This is a genomic window from Thermoleptolyngbya sichuanensis A183, from assembly GCF_013177315.1.
Taxonomy (GTDB): domain Bacteria; phylum Cyanobacteriota; class Cyanobacteriia; order Elainellales; family Elainellaceae; genus Thermoleptolyngbya; species Thermoleptolyngbya sichuanensis.
The window spans coordinates 3,003,545-3,022,801 of sequence record NZ_CP053661.1 but is presented as its reverse complement, the minus strand read 5'-3'; the positions used below and the strand labels follow the sequence as shown (position 1 = coordinate 3,022,801).

The window sequence follows — 19,257 nt, the reverse complement described above, 5'->3', positions numbered from 1 at the left end:
CGTCCTTAGGATTGGCTATTCGTCGCTTGAGAACCCGCCGAACAAGGTTCGACGCGGTTCGCGCGTTGCGTCAAGTCACAGCAGTGTTGGTTTAGAAACCCAACCCAAAGCACCCCTACCAGGTCTTCCAAGGGGCTTTTCCTTTTTTCCAGAGTTCGTCCAGGTAGTTCTTATCCTTGAGGGTATCCATGGGTTGCCAGAAGCCTGCGTGCTTGTAGGCAGAGAGTTGACCCATGTGCGCCAGCTTTTGTAGCGGCTCCTGTTCCCACACAGTCAAGTCGTCTTCAACGTAGTCGATGACCTCTGGCTCCAGCACGAAATAGCCGCCGTTGATCCAGGCTCCGTCGCCCACAGGCTTTTCGTGAAACTGGGTGATTTTGGTCTGCTCTTCGCCGAGGGCGATCGCCCCAAAACGACCCTGGGGCTGCACTGCTGTCAGCGTTGCCAGCGTCGATTGCTGCTTGTGAAATTCCACTAATTCGGTGATGTTGACATCACTCACGCCGTCGCCGTAGGTGAAGCAGAAGGTTTCATTCCCAATATGCTCTCGAACGCGACGTAGACGGCCCCCGGTCATCGAGTTTTCGCCCGTATCTACCAGCGTGACGCGCCAGGGTTCGGCATAGCCGGAGTGAATGTTCATCTGGTTAAATCGCATGTCAAATGTGACATCCGACATCCGCAGAAAATAATTTGCGAAGTATTCTTTGATGACGTAACCCTTATAACCGCAACAAATAATGAAGTCGTTGATGCCGTGGGCAGAGTAGATCTTCATGATGTGCCAGAGAATTGGCTGTCCGCCTACTTCCACCATCGGCTTTGGCTTGATAGATGTCTCCTCGCTCAAGCGAGTCCCCAATCCTCCAGCTAAGATGACTGCCTTCATAGGGTTACCCTGTGTAAACTCTCTAAGCCTATTTTTAAGCAGACTCCCAGGAATGCTCGTAAAATTTCGAGGATCTGAAGTGAAGATCAAGTAAAGCAGCGGGCTAACAGGACATTTACAGAGAACTTCATGTGAGATTTTTGACAAATTTACAGAGATAGGTTCATGATTTTCTTATTTTTATGAGCAGGTAACTCGTGAAATTACATAGGTTTTGAAGGCAAGCTGTACAGTCACCCGATCGAAAACCTGTCTTGAACGTCTGGGCTACGTGAATTCATGCGAAGTCATTTGAAATTAGAGCCAATCTGTAGAACCAATCTGTAGAACCAATCTATAGAGCCAATCTATGAAGCCAATCGAGCTTGACGGATCTTGCGAACTTGCCCCTTGCGTAGGCTTGCGGACTTAGAGGCTTAGAGGCTTAGAGGTTGGCGATCGCCACTGCTTCCATCTCCTCTGCCAGCGGAAAACCAAACACTCGCGCATAGAAATAGAGTTCACTGTCCAGCGCCCGTTTAATGTTCTCTGCTTTGCGGAAGCCGTGTTGTTCGCCCTGAAACAGCACGTAGGCGACGGGCAGTCCCTTTTCTTGCAGCGCGTTGACCATCATCTCCGCCTGATTGGGCGGCACGATTTTGTCTTCATCGCCCTGGAAAAAGATGAGGGGGCAGTTGAGCCGATCGATGGCATAGATGGGCGATCGCTCGATATACAAATCTCGGCGGGCAGGGTAGGGGCCAATCAGCCCGTCCAGATAGCGCGATTCAAACTTGTGGGTGTCCTTTGCCAGCGCCTCTAGATCGCTTACGCCGTAGTAGCTGGCCCCAGCTTTGAACACATCACGAAACGCCAGCGCCGCCAGCGTGGTATAGCCGCCCGCGCTGCCGCCGTCGATGCAGAGGCGATCGCCATCCACCCAGCCCTGGTCTGCCAGATACTTCGCGCCATTCACGCAATCGTCTACGTCCACAATGCCCCAGTTGCCCTTCAGCCGTTCGCGATACTCGCGCCCGTAGCCCGTGCTGCCGCCATAGTTCACGTCCAATATGGCGATGCCCCGGCTTGTCCAGTATTGGATGCTGGGGCTGAAGGTGGCGCTGGTGGCAGCGGTGGGCCCGCCGTGAATTTTCACCAACAGCGGCGGTTTTTCCCCGGCGGGTGCGATGAAATCCTGATTTTGGGGCGGATAGAAAAAGCCGTAGGCAGTGAGGCCGTGGGTCGTGGGAAACTCGATTGCCTGCGGTACAGAAATGTAGCCAGGATCAATTTCCAGCGTGCTAGAGCGTCGCAGTTCCGTGATTTGCCCCGTAGACAGGTCGAGATGGGCGATCGCCCCCGGTGTGGTCGGCGAACCCGCGCCAAACACCACCGAGGAACCCGCCACCTGAAGGCCGCCAATGCTGGTGTAGGGGGTGGGAATCTCGGTGAGTTCCAGCGTGCGCGTGTGCAGCCGCGCCAGTTTAGAAATGCCGTCTTCGCTGTAGGTGCAAATCAGCGACTCTGCCGACTCAAAGCCGTAGGTAGACATGCCAAACACCCACAGCGGCAGCCCAAACTCGGCAGACTTGAGACAGAGCGGCTCTGGTGTGGCAGTGGCAACGTTCCAGCGGTAGAGGTTCCACCAGTTCGTGCGATCGCTCACAAAGTACAATTCTCCATTCGGCGACCAAGCGGGCTGAAAAATCGACTCCGCCTCGCCGCCAACAATCTTCTGCGGTTCTCCCAAACAACCGTCTGCATTAACCTCCGCAACCCACAGTGTCGTGCCGTCCCACGGCATATTCGGATGGTTCCACTCGATCCAGCACAGCCGCGAGCCGTCAGGACTCAGCCGGGGAAAGGCGTAGAAGTCGCTGCCCGACACCAGCACCGTTCCTGCATCTAGCCCTCCATCTGTGGATGAGAGGCTGACAGACACGATCGTATTCACAGGTTCGTGATCATTTTGGGAATAATCTTCGCGCACACAGATGAGGCGATTTCGCACGCGATCGCACACGGCATCGGCATAGCGAAATGCACATTCGGGCGTAATTGGCTGCGGCGCTTCACCCGGACTTATTTGATACAAGCGCTGATCCGCAAAGTTCGAGAAATATACAATGCCATCCTGCACGATGTACGCACCGCCGCCATACTCATGCACGCGAGTCCGAACGTTAAACGGTAGAGGAGTGAGATCCAGCGTGGAAGCATCTAGAGCATTGGAGGGCGATCGCCGCACCACCACGTTCCGCCCGCCCTCCGACGGCCGCCCCTCACTCCAGTACACATCGCCGCCATCCAGCCGCACCTCCCCCAAGCGCAAGCTTCCCGCCACAATCAAGTCTGAGGTAATAGGCGATTTCCAGGAGCCAAAGGGGGCAATCTGCGGCATGATCACGGGTTTCCTGCTAACGTCTGCGGAGCAAAGGGAGTTCTCACATTCGATGTCTGGCACAGGATGTCTGGCACAGGATGTCTGGCACAGGATGTCTGGTACAGGACTTGATGGCAGTTGCACAAGGGCTGATGGCATTCTGACATCGAGCCTACATTCAGGAAAAGCCTGGGTTCAAACCCCTAGCTTCACAAGCCCATCTAGCTGCCAATGTATCGCAGAATAGCCCGGAGTTTGCGGGTTTGCCGATATCATAGTCTTCAAAATTTAGGAAACTGACCGTGCCTGCACATCGCTAGGACTTACGCAGTTGGACAATTTCTCGCGGGCGCAGCCCGCGAGAAATTGTCCAAAATCCAGGAAGCCTATCGCAAGTGTGTAAGTCCTGATCGCATAAACTTCAGCTTTTTGGAGAAACTGCATGAAGGTTGCTGTTTTTAGTACCGAACCTTACGATCGCAAGTTTTTGGACGCTGCCAATGCCGCTGCTGGATCGCCCCACGAACTCGTTTATTTTGATGTTCGTCTGGAACCCAAAACGGCGCTTCTTGCGGCTGGATTCCCCGCAGTCTGCGTGTTTGTGAACGATGATGTCAGTGCTGACACACTCCGCGCCTTGGCAAACGGAGGAACCTGCCTCGTCGCTCTGCGCTGTACAGGATATAACAACGTCGATTTGGAAGTGGCCGCCGAGTTAGACATGAAAGTCGTGCGGGTCGTTGCCTACTCCCCCTACTCCGTAGCAGAACATGCGGCCGGGCTAATTCAAATGCTCAATCGCAAGCTATACCGAGCCTATAGCCGCGTCCGAGACGACAATTTTTCGCTTAACGGGCTACTGGGCTTCGATCTACACGGCAAAACAGTTGGCGTAGTAGGTACGGGCAAAATCGGCGTAATTTTTGCCCAGATTATGCACGGCTTCGGCTGCCACCTGCTAGGTTACGACCCCTACCCCAGTCCCAAGTTTGAGGCGCTAGAAGATGCCCGCTATGTGGATCTGCCAGATCTGCTGGCTCAGTCGGACATTATCTCGTTGCACTGCCCGCTGACCCCTGAAAATCATCACCTGATTAATGCCACCACGATCGCCCAAATGAAAGATGGTGTCATGCTGATCAACACCAGCCGAGGCAAGCTGATTGACACCAAAGCGGCGATCGCAGGCATTAAATCAGGCAAAATCGGCTACCTGGGCATCGATGTCTACGAAGAAGAGGAGGAGCTATTTTTCCGCGACCTCTCCGACACCGTGATTCAAGACGACACATTCCAGCTTTTGCAGTCCTTCCCGAACGTTGTCGTTACAGCACACCAGGCCTTCTTTACCCGCGAAGCCTTAAACGACATCACCACCACCACCATCACCAGCATCAGCGATTTTGAGCAGGGCAACCCGCTCAAGGACGAGGTGAAGCTGCCGCAGAAAGTCGCCACGCCCGCCTGATTCCCTGAATAGCTCCCCTGAATAAAATAATTTGTGGAATTGGCATAAGACTTACGCAGATGGACGGTCAACTGGGGGGCATCCCAGTTCTGCAAGTTCGCCCTCATCCCCCAACCGCTTCTCCCAAAACGGGAGAAGGGGAGCCGGATTCAAAGTCCCTCTCCCGCTCTGGGAGAGCGATTTAGGGTGAGGGTTACAAAAGTGGGATATACTCGTCAACTGAAGCCTTTGGTCAGGCTTTGGGCTGTTTCGTAGACCACGGTTCCCCAAAGGCCGTATAGGGAATTCGGGTTACCTAAGCGATTCGGAGGCAATCACTGCAAAAATCCACTGCAAAAATCCACTGCAAAAATCACTGCAAAAATCAAATCACTAAAAAAAGCTGCTGTGAAACCACAGCAGCTTTTTTAGTAAGAACTGAAGCAGAGCTATCTAAACACGCTAAACACGCTTCACAGACTGCCCTATAGCTGAGGCACGTAGGACTCCTTCTCCGGCACGTCTACATACTCAGCCACGATGCGGCGGAACTCGTCTCCGTCAATCGTTTCCTTTTCAATCAGCAAATCGACCAAGCGATCGATCACCACGCGATTGTCTCGAACGATACGGCAAGTTTCCTCGTAGCAATGTTCCACGATAGAGCGAACCTGGGCATCAATCCGAGCCGCGATCTCTTCGGAGTATTCTGAGCGGGTCATCCAGTCGCGCCCCAGGAAGACCTCACCCTGCTGGCTCTCCAGAGACACCGGGCCCAGATCCGACATACCAAAGCGCGTCACCATTTGCCGCGCCATGCCTGTCACCTGTTGCAAGTCATTGCCTGCGCCTGTGGTGACTTCGGCATCGCCAAAAATGACCTGTTCCGCAGCGCGTCCGCCTAGGGCACCCATGATGCGGGCCAGGATTTGCGAACGAGAGATGAGCGCCTGGTCTTCGCTGGGCGTAAACCAGGTCAAGCCCTGAGCCTGTCCGCGAGGGATCAGCGTCACTTTCTGCACCGGGTCGTGATCCTTGACCAGCGTGCCAACGATGGCATGGCCAATTTCGTGGTAGGCAATCAGGCGCTTGCTCTTGCTATCGACCAACGGAGTTCCCTCCATACCAGCCACCACGCGATCGACGGCATCGTCGATTTCCAGCATGGTGATTTCATCCTTGCGGCGGCGGGCAGTGAGGATGGCGGCTTCGTTCAGCAGGTTTGCCAGGTCGGCCCCAGAGAACCCTGGCGTGCGGCGGGCGATCGCCTCCAGAGACACTTCCTTCGCCAGCTTCTTGTTGCGGGCGTGGACTTGCAGCACCTCTAGGCGACCTTTGATATCCGGCGGCGACACCTCCACCTGTCGGTCAAAGCGGCCAGGTCGCAGCAGCGCAGAATCCAGCACGTCAGGACGGTTTGTGGCGGCGATGATGATGATGCCCGTGTTGCCCTCAAAGCCATCCATCTCAGTGAGCAACTGGTTCAGGGTTTGCTCCCGCTCGTCGTTGCCGCCGCCGATGCCCGCGCCGCGCTGCCGACCCACTGCGTCGATCTCGTCGATAAAGATGATGCAGGGCGCGTTTTCCTTGGCTTTTTTGAACAGGTCGCGGACGCGGGATGCACCCACCCCCACAAACATTTCCACAAATTCTGAGCCAGAAATGCTGAAGAAGGGAACGCCTGCTTCTCCGGCGATCGCCTTGGCCAGCAAAGTCTTCCCGGTTCCCGGCGGCCCCACCAGCAGCACGCCCTTGGGAATCTTCGCCCCCACAGCGGTAAAGCGTTCCGGCTTTTTCAGGAAGGTCACCACTTCTTGCAGTTCTTCCTTGGCCTCTTCGATGCCCGCTACGTCGTCGAACATCACGCCCGTTTTGGCTTCCATCATGAAGCGGGCACGAGACTTGCCGAAGTTCATCGCCTGCCCCGGCCCACCGGGCACGTTGCTAGAGCGACGGAACAGCAGGAACAGCCCACCAATCAGCAGAATGGGGAACAGCAAATTGCCGAGCAGTCCCCAAATCGCCGCATCGTTGCGGGGCGGATGCACATCAAAACTGATGTGGTCAGTTCTCAACCTAGAGACCAACTCTGGCGCATTGCCTGGCAGATCAACCCGCAGTCGCTGAATCCGATTATCCAACTCTGGATCAACGGCTTCTACAATAGCCGTACGACCGCCCTCATACAAATCCACGCTGGTCACACGGCCCGCATCCAGGTATTCCAGAAAGCGGCCGTAGGTCATGCGGGTGCTGGCGGTGTTTCGCCCCATGTCCATCGGGGAGGTGGTAAATGCACCCTGCCAAAAGAAAAAGCCGACCACCAGGGCTGGCAATGTCCAAAGGAGGATGACTCTCCAGGAAAGTTTCATAACGCCAGGTGCCTCTAAAAACTGCAACTAAAGACTTGGACTAAAGGCTCGAACTTAAAGACTCAAGAGCTTAAGACTCGAAGCTGCGAAGACTCGAAGACTCAGAAAAGGACTGACAGCGTTGAACGACCGGGCAGAGAATGAGCCTGCGTCAGACAACTTTCGACAACTTTACGTTAAACCAATTCATTCAGCCAATGCTTATAGCTAGAACTTGTAAGAACAAGTCAACACCCGTCAACCACTATCAGGAAATTAGGGTTCACCCAATGCAAACGTCCAGTATGTCTAGACAGAGAAGACAACCAGAGTGCTTCAGGGAACTTCTATTTCTGAGAACGAATCTTAACTAAATTTAACTTAATTTCTGAAGTTCGGACAACTTATAGTTGCAGAGCCAGTTACAGTGCTAGTTGCAGAGCCAGTTACAGTGCTAGCTACAGATCTAGTCACAGTGCTAGCTACAGGCCCTCGCCCTGTCGGGTTGCGTGTGGTTGGCTGAGGTCAGGGTTTCACCCTGGGCTAGCTCGATGGTCGCAGGTGCCGCCAGTGAAAAATTGCGCCGAGCAAAGCGGCTAAGCCCATCAGCACGCCGGGTTCAGGAGTGGATTGGGGCGATCGCCCGTGCAGCACAAAATTGAGGTCGGGCGAAGAACCGTCCCAGCGATGGTTCACTGCCTTAAACGTCGTGAGGTTGGTGGCGGGGTTGTAGGAAAAATTGTCCAGGATAGTATAGCCAGATCCGATGCCCCGAAACTCTAGCTGGCCGGGGTTGCTGCCCTGGGTTGACCAGTTGCCCGGAAGGGCGATCGCCAGTTCATAGTCCGGCGGAATCAGCCCCGTATTGGAGCCGCCGCCTAGAAACTCCAAATCCCAAGCCTCCCCGTCGAAGGAGCGCACCAGCCAGCTTTCGCTAAAGTTTCCCCCTGGCGCGGTGGCAACGGGCGTGTCGTAGCGGATTTCAAATCCGCCCGGGCCGCCGTTCGACACGATGAAATGGGTAAACACATTGCCGCTCTGAGTGACGCTGGCGATGCTATTGCTGCCAGACGGCAAGCCGACGAAATTTTGGACGCTGGTTTTTAGCTGGGTGTCGAGCGTAATCAGGTCGCCCCGCTCGGCATCGGTGGTGTAGGTAATGCGGTAGGACGCAAGCGCATCGGCAAAGTCGGGCTGGCTAAAGCTGAGGTCATAGGCAGACTGGCGCGAGTTGAAGCTGAAGGATGTGGCGGGTGACACACCTGCGCCAAGGACAAGGGCGATCGCCCCCACAGAACCCAGCAGTACCCCTAGCACGCCAGATCGAAGGGCAGGGCTTGGAAGCGCAGATAGAAGGTTATCCGAAGCGTGGGGCGATCGCTCGTCACGCCTGAAAGACTTTGGATCAGCAGCATCTACAGCGTAAATTCTATACATAGAGGTTATGGGAGGTTGTAGAAAATTTTGTGGAGAAGTTCAACGACGCGATTCTGAAAAGAGCAAATTTTAAAAGGGAAAAGCAAAACCGCCTGGTTCAGACCTTGCAGCGAACGGACTTGAATCAGTAGATGCCCAGACCCTATAACCACGCTAATATCCCGATATTGCACTAAATCTTTTGACCCAAAGACTCTAGAAAACCAAATTTAAGCATTTCTTATACCCGCTGATTTCCCCCAAGCAAGTTTTTACCCTGTCATCTGCGCTGGAGTAATGCCTAAAATAAGGTGGAACTGCCGCAAAGGGAAAAGATTCTCATGGGACTGTTTGATCGTGTAAGCCGGGTGGTGCGGGCCAACCTCAACGCCGCCGTTAGCTCTGCCGAAGACCCCGAAAAGATTCTGGATCAGGCGCTGATCGACATGCAGGAAGACCTGATCCAAATGCGTCAGGCGGTGGCTAGCGCGATCGCCAGCCAAAAGCGGATGCAGCAGCAGTATAACCAGGCGCAGACCGAAGCCAACAACTGGCAGCAGCGAGCCCAATTGGCCCTGCAAAAGGGCGACGAAAGCCTTGCCCGCGAAGCACTAAACCGCAAGAAGGTGCAGCTTGACACCTCTGCTGCGCTGAAGACCCAGCTTGACCAGCAGAGCGCTACAGTGGACACCCTCAAGCGCAACCTGATTGCCCTAGAAGGCAAGATTGCCGAAGCCAAAACCAAGAAAGACATGCTCAAGGCCCGCGCCAGCGCCGCCAAGGCCAACGAGCAACTGCAAAACACCGTCGGCAAGTTGGGCACCAGCACGGCAATGGGCGCATTTGAGCGCATGGAAGAGAAGGTGCTGCAAATGGAAGCCCGCTCTCAGGCTGCGGCCGAGCTAGCAGGAACCGACCTGGAAATGCAATTTGCCCAGCTAGAGTCGAGTACGGATGTGGATGCTGAACTGGAAGCCATGAAGGCACAGCTAATCGGCGGCGCGTCGCCCGCTCAGAGCCAACTGCCCGCCTCTGCCCCCAGCACTACCACAACCGATGCTTCGGTAGATGCCGAGCTAGAGCAACTGAAGACCCAGCTCGACCAGCTCTAACCGACTGGGTTCAGCGCTTTCGATTAGCACTTTCAATATAAGGTGGACAAACTTCAAAGCGAGATGATGCAGGAGGATTCTTCGGGCGCATCTCGCTTTTTAGCAGCAACTTCGGCTGGGTTTTGCGAGTTTCGCGATGCTGCCAAGGTTCTCCCCGGCGTGTGGCACGATGGATAGGTGCCCTTTGTGCGGCATCAACCCAAGCACTTTAGCAAGCTGATTAAACGTTTTATGAGTAGCAGCGTGGTGGTCATTTCTGACTCCGAGTTTGAAACGACCGTTCTGCAAACCGACCAGCCCGTGCTGGTGTATTTTTGGGCCCCGTGGTGTGGGCCGTGTCGCCTGATGTCGCCGATGATGGAGTCTGTTGCCAGTCAGTATGGCGATCGCCTCAAAATTGTCAAAATGGAAGTCGATGCCAACCCTGAAGCAGTCGCCCGCTACAAGGTAGAAGGCGTGCCTGCCCTGATTCTGTTCCGAGAAGGACAGCCCGTGGAGGCGATCGAGGGTGTGGTCAACAAGCAGCGGATTGAGGGCTTTTTGGACGCGCACCTGCCCCAGCCCGCATAGCGCTAAGCCTACGGGGTTCTATAGCAGCCAATCCCGCTCCGCTAATGTCCCTCCCAGCGCTTGAGCGGCACACAGTCGATATCGAACTGATCCAGCGCTCGCGCTACGACAAAATCCACCAGATCTTCCACCGTCTGCGGGTGGTGATACCAGGCCGGAATCGCTGGCACAATCCGCGCTCCGGCTTCCGCCAGCGTCGTCAAATTCCGCAAATGAATCAGGCTAAAGGGCGTTTCGCGGGGTACGATCACCAGCTTGCGCCCTTCTTTTAGCTGCACGTCTGCGGCCCGCTCCAGCAGGTCAGAACTGAGGCCCGCCGCCAGCTTGCCCACGGTACTCATGCTGCACGGCATCACCAGCATCCCCGCTGTGCGAAAGGAGCCGCTGGCAATATTAGCCCCCACATCGCCCCAGGGATGACAGCGCAATTTTCCCCCCTGTGCCACGCCCGCCTGCTGCCGCCAAAACTCCTCCTGCTGGGCAGGCTCCGCAGGCATCCGAATGCCCAGTTCTGCCTGCCACACCATGTAGGTTGATTTGGACGCGACCAGTTCGACGGCATAGTCCGCCCGCAGCAAAAACTTCAGCGATCGCACGGCATAGATCAGCCCGGACGCGCCCGTAACACCGAGGATAAGGGGGAGGGAAGGAGTTTGAGACTGCAAGAGACTGGGGGAGATGAGGAAAAACAGAGCTGATCAACCATTCTCTTCCTATTATCACCCTTGGGCTTCGGGACGCAGTGGGCTTCGGGGCGCAGAAAGATGCGATCGCCCCCGCACGCCCCCTTCCGTGCCCCAGTCAACCTCCCAGAATCAAAAATCAGTCCATTTCAAGGCGCAGAGTTGTACCCTTGGGAAAAGACAAGGATCATAGAGAGCGATCGCCCCCCGCAATTCCCCCTTCCCTCTTCGTTCTTCGTTCTTCCCCCTTCCCTCTTCATTCTTCCCCCTTCCCTCTTCCCCCCGTGTCCTCCCCCTCCCCACCCCCTTCCCGCTCTCGCCGCATTCCCAGCCAGCGCTGGCACATTGCGGATGCCGATCCGGAGCGGGCGGCGCGGCTGGCAGCAGCGGCCGATCTCAGCCCTGTGCTGGGGCAGGTCTTGCTAAATCGAGATATCGACACGCCCGACCAGGCGCGAGTATTTCTCAATCCTGAGTTGATGCAGCTAGCCTCCCCGATGGATGAGTTTCCTGACCTGGCAGAGGCGGTGAGCATTTTGCAAACGGCGATCGCCCGACAGCAGCGAATCGCCATCTGCGGCGACTACGATGCCGACGGCATGACCAGCACGGCGCTGTTGCTGCGGGCGCTGCGATCGCTCGGTGGGCGTGTCCAGTCAGAAATTCCCAGCCGCATGACAGAGGGCTACGGCATCAACCACCGCATCGTGGAAGACTTTCACGCCCAAGGTGTGCGGGTGATCTTGACCGTAGACAACGGCATCGCGGCGGCGGGGCCCATCGGCTTTGCCCGCGATCTGGGGATGCACGTCATCGTCACCGACCACCACGACATTCCACCCGAACTGCCCCCCGCCCACGCCATCCTAAATCCCAAATTAATTGCCGAAAGCTCGCCCTATCGAGGGCTGGCAGGCGTGGGCGTAGCCTACATTCTGGCCATTTCGCTGGCGCAAGCACTGGGGCAAACCCAGGATCTCACCGGGCCGCTGCTAGAGCTATTCACCCTGGGCACGATCGCCGACCTAGCTCCCCTGACGGGGGTAAATCGGCGCTGGCTGCAACGGGGACTGCGGCGGCTGCCCAAGTCGCAACTGGCAGGCGTACAGGCTTTGATCCAGGTGGCGGGCGTGAATCCAGAGCAGGACGCGCTGAAGCCGGAAGCCATTGGGTTTCGTCTGGGGCCGCGGATCAACGCCGTGGGGCGCATTGCCGACCCAAATATAGTGATTGACCTGCTAACGACGGACGATCCGGGCGTGGCGCTAGAGCGGGCAATGCAGTGCGAAGAGGTAAACCAACTGCGGCAGCGGTTGTGCGAATTGATCGAACAGGAGGCGATCGCCCTTGCCGAAACCTACGCGCCCAATCTGCAAAACGACCGCGTGCTGCTGCTGGTGAAGGACGGCTGGCACCACGGCGTGATTGGCATCGTCGCATCGCGGCTGGTGGAGCGCTACGGCGTGCCCGTGTTCATCGGCACGTACGAAGAAGGCGACCCGACGCGGATTCGCGGCTCAGCGCGGGGCATTCCCGAATTTAACGTGTTCGATGCGCTGCAATGCTGCGCCGATATCCTCGACAAGTTTGGCGGACACCGAGCGGCGGGCGGCTTTTCCCTGGCCACAGAGAACCTGGAAGAAATGCGATCGCGCCTGCGAATCTTCGCCAACATGCACCTGCAACCCCAGCACCTGCGCCCGCTGATCGAAGTCGATGCCCAGGCAAACCTGCACGACCTCACCCTCGACCTGTATCAGCAAATCGACCAACTCCACCCCTGCGGCATTGGCAACCCCGACCCCGTCTTCTGGACTCCCAATGTCCGTATTGTGGAACAGCAGGTGATTGGCAAAGACCGCTCTCATCTGCGGGTCGTCGTGGCTCAGGACGACGATGAGTACGGCATAAAGGCGATCGCCTGGCGCTGGGGTGAATATTGCCCCCTGCCCAGCCCCATCGACATCGCCTATCGCCTCCGCCTCAACGAGTGGAACGGTCAGATGAACGTGGAACTTGAACTCATCGGCATCCGCCTTCCCGGTGGTGTTCCTATCCCCGATCTGCCCGACCCCCCGCCCGACCCGCCCGAACCCGCCAGCGATTCATCTCCCCAAAGCTCCCCCTCCCCCGTTTCCCTGCCCGGACTCCCCTTCCCCTTCAACAACCGCACCTACACCTGCCATATCACCACCGTCGAGGGTCAGCGCGAACTGCACATCTACAACCCCGACGGGCAGCTTTTGGCCACTCGCCCCAGAGAAACCTGGGGATTTTTGGGCGAGAGCCGCGCCGAGGCTCAACCTGTGGATGTCTCCCAGCCGCACTATTTCAACCTGATTCGTGCCGCCCTCAACGCGCTGGAAATCGCGGAAAAAACCGATCTGCTTAAAAAAAAAGATCGACTCCTAGCTGAAAAAGACCAGCATATCAGCGCGCTCACCCAGCAGCTTGCCCATTTGCAGCAGCAGCTAGACTGTCTCTCCGCCGAACAGCCGCAGACTCCGCGCTCCCAGACCCAGGCAGAACCGGATCACGCCGAAAATCAAACGCGCCGACCAGCCACCATCCCGCAACCGCAAGCCCAAATCAACACCATGCAGAATGCTGTCTCGGCAGAATTTGCATTGGAATCTGCGTTACCGAATCAGCAGGCGAGTTCTGCAAGCCCAACGCCCAGCGCCCCAGTCTTTCCTAAACCTGCTTTCCCCAAACCTGCATTTCCCAAAAATATCAAAGCGCACCTTGGCAAGAAAGTCTGGTATTGCCTCAATCCCCAAAGCCAGCAGGACTTACAAACGGCTCAGCGGCTGATGGGCGAGTCTGGGGGAGAAACGGACGCTGCCGCAGCGGATTATGCTGCTGCGGATTATGCTGCTGCCGATTATGCTGCTGCCGATTATGCAGCCGTTGGGCGATCGCTCTGTGCGGTCGTGCTGCGGGAGGTCGTCGAGCCGTTTATCACGGCGCTGGGTGAATACTGGCTAGAGCAGACAGGCGACACGCAGCTTGGCGACCTTTCGCTCGATCCAGAGGAGTTCAAAACGCCCAACGCCCTTCATATTTTGGCGATGCTCCTTGCGCCCACTTGGCAAGCCATTCGAGAATCCGCGCTGAAGATGCCGCTGGAACCCGCCGCTGCGGATCTCTACGTCTTAGCAGGCAACCCCGACGACGAAGCCGCAGCGGATGCCCGCTATCAGGTTACGGAGTTTCTGCAAACCTGGGAGCATCCGGTGGCGGGCTGGATGCAGCGTGACTCTACTGCTGCTGCGAGTCTGCTGGCGCAGGTGGGGCAATTGAGTTTGGGGGCATTTGGGAAGGGGCGATCGCTCTATCCCTGGCAGTTGAACGGATTGCAGCAAAAGATTTTGGGAAAGTCGGCTAAATCGGGGCTATTGCAATCGATCTACGGCGGCTCGTAGCAAGGCAATCAGGCAGATGCGGGATTGGTGGGTATGCAATCACAAACTTCGTCCCTGGCCACAAACTTCGCCCTTGGTTCTGTCAGCTTATCGGTGGGTAGGCGATGGCTGCTCCGCAGGGCTTACGCCAACGCCCCCAATTGCGAAGGTTCAGTCCTTCGAGATTGGGGTCAAGCCGCACACTCCCAACAGCTTTCGGGTCAGCCGCAAAGGTTTAGTAGCGACAGACCTTGGTCAGTGTGCAACGTCCCAAAAGGTATCTGGGGGGCGATCGCCCAAAGGTACGGGTGCTGCCAGATGAAGGGCGATCGCCGAAAAACGAACCTGCACCTGTTTGATCTTACTCATTCTTATTCGTCCTCCAAAAGCAAGAGTTGTTCGTCGATTTGCTGAAGCTGTTCGCGGGCGATCGCCTCAGAAATCACCCGCTTTCGCAGGGCCTCTTGCAGGGCGCTTTTTTCCGAAAGCAGCAGATGGCGGCGGATGGCATCGAGTTTGGGGCGATCGCCCGCGTCGATTGCGCCAGAGTCCGCCCGCTGGTTGTAGCGATCGCGCAGCAATTTTTCGGCGCGGGCCACCTGGACTTGATAGCGCGATCGCAGTTCCTCATATACCGCCTTGGGCAATACGCCCGTCTTCAGCAGGCTTTCTAGCTCGTCCTGGGCAGCTTTGGCGGCGATCAGTTGCGCCTGCAATTCCTCGGTTTGGCGGCGGGTTTCCGACAGGGGCGATAGCTTTAGCTGCTTCACCAGCCACGGCAAGCTGAGGCCCTGCCCCACCAACGACAGCAGCACGGCTCCATAGACCAGCGCAATCAGATCACCGCGTTCCGCTAGGCTAGCAGGCAGGCTCAGCGCCAGCGCCATCGACAGCGAGCCTTTGATGTTGCCCAAAAACATCACATGCTGCCAGCGTAGGGGAATTGGGCGATCGAAGGGCCGCAGCAGCGCCAATAGCGGATAGACCGACAGCAGCCGCCCCACCTGATACGCGGCGATCGCCAGCAGCACGGCCGGCAAATTGCGCCACAGCGTAAATAACTCCAGCTCCAGACCAATCAGCAGAAAAATAAACGTATTAACCCCAAAAGCAGCGTAATTCCAGAAGTTATATAGCGTGATGCGGCTGGAGGCAGAAAATCGCCGCGATAGCCCCGCATTTCCCACGATTAATCCAGACACCACCACCGCAACCACGCCCGACACCCGCAGCAACTCCCCAAGCTGATACGCCCCCAGCGCCAGCGCCACCGTCAGCAAAATGCCGCTGAGGGGATCATCCGACTGAGTAAAAAAGCCTGCACAGAGATAGCCCAACACCAGCCCCAGCAGCGCCCCGCCCGCAATCACCACCACAAATCGCTGCACGCCTTCCGTCAGCGTCACCGAACCCGTCAGATGCGCCTGCAAAATCAGCCCAAACAGCACCAGGGCAATGCCGTCGTTAAACAAGCTCTCGCCTTCCACAATGGTCGAAAGGCGACCCGGCACAGCAACTTCTTTGAACACGGCAATGACCGACACCGTATCAGTAATCGCCAAGATCACCCCCGCCAGCAGCGCCGGAATCCACCCCAGACCCAGCCCAAACTTCAGCACCAGCGCAGTGATACCTGAAGCCAGCACCACACCTGGCCCCGCCAGCAGCAGAATTGGCCTCAGAGTGCTGCGGAGGCGGCTAATGTCAGTGTTGATGGCAGATTCAAACAGCAGAATGGGCAAAAACAGGTTCAGGATCAGCGAGGTGTTGAGGCCAACTCGCCGGGGCAACAGTTCGGCGATCGCCAGCCCCGCAATCACCAGCCCCGTCACGTAGGGCAGCCGAAACCGCCGCGACAGCAGCGCCACCGCCGTCGCCACCAGCAGCAAAATAATCAGCACCGGAATCAGCTCCGGCACATCACGGGTCGCAGTGGCAGCGGTTCCAATCAACATTACAGGCTCAAAGTTCAATCGGTTTAGATCCAACAGGTTTAGCGTTGAGTAATCCTGCTGACAAGACGAAATGAGGCAGTTGCTATAGCCTAGCTGCAAGGGGTTGAGGCAGCGTTCAAGGTGACTTCAAACCGAGACTGAGAGGGCATTGGCGCAAGCCTTGCGGCACCGCATCGCCCCTTAGGAATCGGGTTGACAAAGCCCTGAAATCATACCGTTTTCTCAGCTTCACCTTAAGGAAATCCGGTAATCTGGGCAAGAATTCCAATTTGCCCCTAGCTTGAGATCTAGTTTTGCAACTGGTTTCGCAGCTAGTAAGTTGGCGCTAGTGACGCAGCAACTGAAAGCTGCCCATTGAAACCCTCCCACACCCAAGGAGATTTACCCTATGACCGTTAGAGTCGGCATCAACGGATTTGGTCGCATCGGTCGCCTAGTGCTTCGCGCAGGCATCAACAACCCCAAGTTTGAATTTGTCGGTATCAACGACCTCGTGCCCGCCGACAACCTCGCCTACCTGTTCAAATACGACTCCACCCACGGCATGTATCACGGCACGGTGGAAGCCACCAGCGACAGCATGACCCTCAATGGGCACAAGATTCCCTGCATGGCCACGCGCAACCCCGCAGAACTGCCCTGGGACAAGCTCGGCGTAGACTACGTGGTAGAATCCACTGGCTTTTTCACCGACTACGAAGGCGCATCCAACCATCTCACCGCAGGCGCAAAGCGGGTGCTGATTTCGGCTCCTACCAAAGACCCCGAAAAAGTCCCCACCTACGTCGTTGGCGTGAACCACGAAGACTTTGAGCCTTCCAAAGACGTGATTGTCTCCAACGCAAGCTGCACGACCAACTGCCTCGCCCCGATCGCCAAAGTGCTGCACCAAAACTTCGGCATCGCTGAAGGACTGATGACCACCGTTCACTCCATGACCGCCACCCAGCCTACCGTCGATGGCCCCAGCAAAAAAGACTGGCGCGGCGGCCGCGGTGCTTCGCAAAACATCATTCCTTCGTCCACAGGCGCAGCCAAAGCCGTGGCGCTGGTGCTGCCGGAGCTAAAAGGCAAGCTGACGGGCATGGCTTTCCGCGTCGGCACGCCCGATGTGTCGGTAGTTGACCTCACCTTCAAGACCGAAAAAGCCACCACCTACGAGGAAATCTGCGCCGCCATGAAGGCCGCTTCCGAAGGGCCGATGCAGGGCATTCTGGGCTATACCGAAGAAGAAGTGGTGTCGATGGACTTCCGCACCGACCCACGCTCCAGCATCTTCGATGCCAAGGCCGGCATCGCGCTCAATTCCAACTTCTTCAAAGTCGTGTCTTGGTATGACAACGAGTGGGGCTATTCCAACCGCGTCCTTGACCTGCTCTTGCAAATGGGCGAAGAGGATGGGTTGATCTAAGAGGGTGTTTGAAAAGGTATCGCCTGTAATGTCAAGCACTCAGAGATCCCCCCTTGGCCCACCTTAAAAAGGGGGGAAACCGCCTTAAAGTCCCCCTTTTTAAGGGGGATCTAGGGGGATCTTGAGGGGGGAAACCGCCTTAAAGTCCCCCTTTTTAAGGGGGATTTAGGGGGATCTTGCACGCTTTGCTCCAAATAGTAGGACTTTTCAAACATCCTCTAAGACCCAGTGTGCAGCTTTACTGCCGCCTTGTCCTAATATCAACCCTGTTGAGATGAGGTTTAGATTTTTTGTAGAAGCTCTGCTATGTGGGGCTTCTACAAAAATTATTGAGGAATTATTGAAGATACTAAGTACTCTGTAAATTAAGTATCTGACAGTTTTACTCCTGACTGCCTGACACAAGTGGTTGAAAGAGTTGAGACCTCGTCAACAGAGGGAAAAGGTGAGCTGACATGAGACGCTGAAATTTGCGTCATCTCAGGGTCTGTATCATGCCAGCCACCACCTGCCTCTATGATCAAGTGCTGTCGTTATTGCGTCAATCCAGTAATGCCCGCGACCTGCGCCACCTCAAAGCGCTGGCGTGGATGGTGACGGCCCTGGTGTGCAGCGGTCGGTTGAGCCTGCCGCAGTGGGAAGCCTATGTGCCCAGTCGGGCCCGTCAGGCGCAAAGCACTGAACGCCGGTGGCAGCGCTTCCTAGGCAATCGCCGGGTGCGGGTCAAAAGTCTGTACGTGCCGCTGGTGCTAGCCGCCATCCATCGCTGGCAAGGTCGGCGGCTTTACCTGGCGCTCGATACGACGGTGTTGTGGAATCGCTACTGCAGGATTCACCTGACGGTTACCTGTTGCGGACGAGCGGTGCCGCTGCTGTGGCGGGTTTTGGAGCATCCCAGTGCCACCGTCAGCACGAAGCGATACCTCCCCATGCTGCGGTTAGCCCATCGGCTGTTGCAGTCGTACCCCGATGTGATGGTGTTAGCCGACCGCGGGTTTGCTAACCATGACCTGCTGGAGTGGCTAAGCCAAAGTCGCTGGCACTATTGTTTACGCTTGCCCAGTGACGTAGTGGTGCAGGGTCCGCGCCGTCATCCTGTTAAGGTAGGCTATCTGTGGCCTCCCAAAGGTGAAGCTCGACTCTATGAAGGGGTGGGAATCTGGAGCGAGGGGCGCTGGCGCTGCAATTTGGTGCTGGCTCATGTCAAAGGCGTCGAGGAACCCTGGGCGGTCATCACTGATGAGTCTCCCTCCCTCAATACCCTGTGGCAATATGCTCTCCGCTTTCGAGTCGAGGAGCTTTTCCTCGATTCTAAATCTGGTGTCTTTGAGTTAGAAGCTTCCGGCATCCGCTCCGCTCCGGCTCTCGAACGCCTCTATCTGGTCGCGGCGATCGCTATCCTTGATGGCACGACCCAGGGCATGGCGGTGCAACTCGATGGGCTACGCTGCCAGGTTGACCCGCACTGGAGGCGAGGGATTAGCTATCTCAACATAGGTTTGCGCTGGCTCAAGGGTGCCGTCAATAAAGGGCGAACACTGCTTCAGCCGATTGCCCTATTTACCGTTGACCCTGAACCCCTGCTTGACTGACAAAACAGGTTAAAGCTGGAACGAAAGCCATGCGGGAAGCAGAGCATGATTTAGGCTGAGAAGTA

At 56.6% G+C, this 19,257-nt stretch carries 12 protein-coding genes; 6 read left to right on the top strand and 6 right to left on the bottom strand.

Going from position 1 to position 19,257, the window contains the following annotated elements; all coding sequences use genetic code 11:
* Positions 1 to 115: 115 nt before the first annotated feature.
* Together rfbF and HPC62_RS12635 are read right to left on the bottom strand one after the other, a co-directional pair.
* Positions 116 to 889 carry a glucose-1-phosphate cytidylyltransferase gene (rfbF, locus tag HPC62_RS12640; protein WP_172356171.1) on the bottom strand — a complete coding sequence of 258 codons (774 nt, stop codon included), beginning with the start codon at positions 887 to 889 and terminating at the stop codon, positions 116 to 118.
* Positions 890 to 1,313: 424 nt separating this feature from the next.
* Positions 1,314 to 3,269, bottom strand: coding sequence for a S9 family peptidase (locus tag HPC62_RS12635; protein WP_172356169.1), 1,956 nt, complete (start codon positions 3,267 to 3,269; stop codon positions 1,314 to 1,316).
* Between the two features lie 424 nt (positions 3,270 to 3,693).
* Between HPC62_RS12635 and HPC62_RS12630 the strand changes: the two genes are divergently transcribed.
* Positions 3,694 to 4,719 (top strand): 2-hydroxyacid dehydrogenase, encoded by a 1,026-nt coding sequence (locus tag HPC62_RS12630; RefSeq protein ID WP_172356167.1) that lies wholly within the window; start codon positions 3,694 to 3,696, stop codon positions 4,717 to 4,719.
* 464 nt (positions 4,720 to 5,183) lie between these two features.
* Here HPC62_RS12630 and ftsH2 read toward each other — a convergent pair whose 3' ends face one another.
* Positions 5,184 to 7,070, bottom strand: coding sequence for an ATP-dependent zinc metalloprotease FtsH2 (gene ftsH2 / locus HPC62_RS12625; RefSeq protein ID WP_172356165.1), 1,887 nt, complete (start codon positions 7,068 to 7,070; stop codon positions 5,184 to 5,186).
* Between the two features lie 522 nt (positions 7,071 to 7,592).
* Entirely contained in the window at positions 7,593 to 8,366 is a 774-nt protein-coding gene (locus tag HPC62_RS12620; protein ID WP_172356163.1) for a hypothetical protein, read from the bottom strand.
* Positions 8,367 to 8,806: 440 nt separating this feature from the next.
* On the opposite strand from HPC62_RS12620, the gene HPC62_RS12615 reads away from it, so the two are divergent.
* Positions 8,807 to 9,577, top strand: a complete 771-nt coding sequence (locus HPC62_RS12615) for a PspA/IM30 family protein (RefSeq protein ID WP_068516133.1) — start codon at positions 8,807 to 8,809, stop codon at positions 9,575 to 9,577.
* 231 nt (positions 9,578 to 9,808) lie between these two features.
* On the top strand, positions 9,809 to 10,147 hold the full coding sequence (trxA, locus tag HPC62_RS12610) for a thioredoxin (RefSeq protein WP_172356161.1): 339 nt from the start codon (positions 9,809 to 9,811) through the stop codon (positions 10,145 to 10,147).
* Between the two features lie 41 nt (positions 10,148 to 10,188).
* Here the strand turns inward: trxA and HPC62_RS12605 are convergent, their stop codons facing one another.
* Complete coding sequence (locus tag HPC62_RS12605; RefSeq protein WP_172356159.1) at positions 10,189 to 10,812, bottom strand: flavin prenyltransferase UbiX; 624 nt, start codon at positions 10,810 to 10,812, stop codon at positions 10,189 to 10,191.
* A 302-nt stretch (positions 10,813 to 11,114) separates the two neighbouring features.
* Between HPC62_RS12605 and recJ the strand changes: the two genes are divergently transcribed.
* Positions 11,115 to 14,255, top strand: a complete 3,141-nt coding sequence (gene recJ / locus HPC62_RS12600; protein WP_216655250.1) for a single-stranded-DNA-specific exonuclease RecJ — start codon at positions 11,115 to 11,117, stop codon at positions 14,253 to 14,255.
* A gap of 350 nt (positions 14,256 to 14,605) precedes the next feature.
* Here the strand turns inward: recJ and HPC62_RS12595 are convergent, their stop codons facing one another.
* On the bottom strand, positions 14,606 to 16,189 hold the full coding sequence (locus HPC62_RS12595) for a cation:proton antiporter (protein ID WP_172356156.1): 1,584 nt from the start codon (positions 16,187 to 16,189) through the stop codon (positions 14,606 to 14,608).
* A 388-nt stretch (positions 16,190 to 16,577) separates the two neighbouring features.
* Between HPC62_RS12595 and gap the strand changes: the two genes are divergently transcribed.
* Positions 16,578 to 17,600 (top strand): type I glyceraldehyde-3-phosphate dehydrogenase, encoded by a 1,023-nt coding sequence (gene gap / locus HPC62_RS12590; protein WP_172356154.1) that lies wholly within the window; start codon positions 16,578 to 16,580, stop codon positions 17,598 to 17,600.
* Positions 17,601 to 18,094: 494 nt separating this feature from the next.
* Positions 18,095 to 19,192 carry a transposase gene (locus tag HPC62_RS12585; protein ID WP_225906619.1) on the top strand — a complete coding sequence of 366 codons (1,098 nt, stop codon included), beginning with the start codon at positions 18,095 to 18,097 and terminating at the stop codon, positions 19,190 to 19,192.
* Positions 19,193 to 19,257 lie beyond the last annotated feature (65 nt).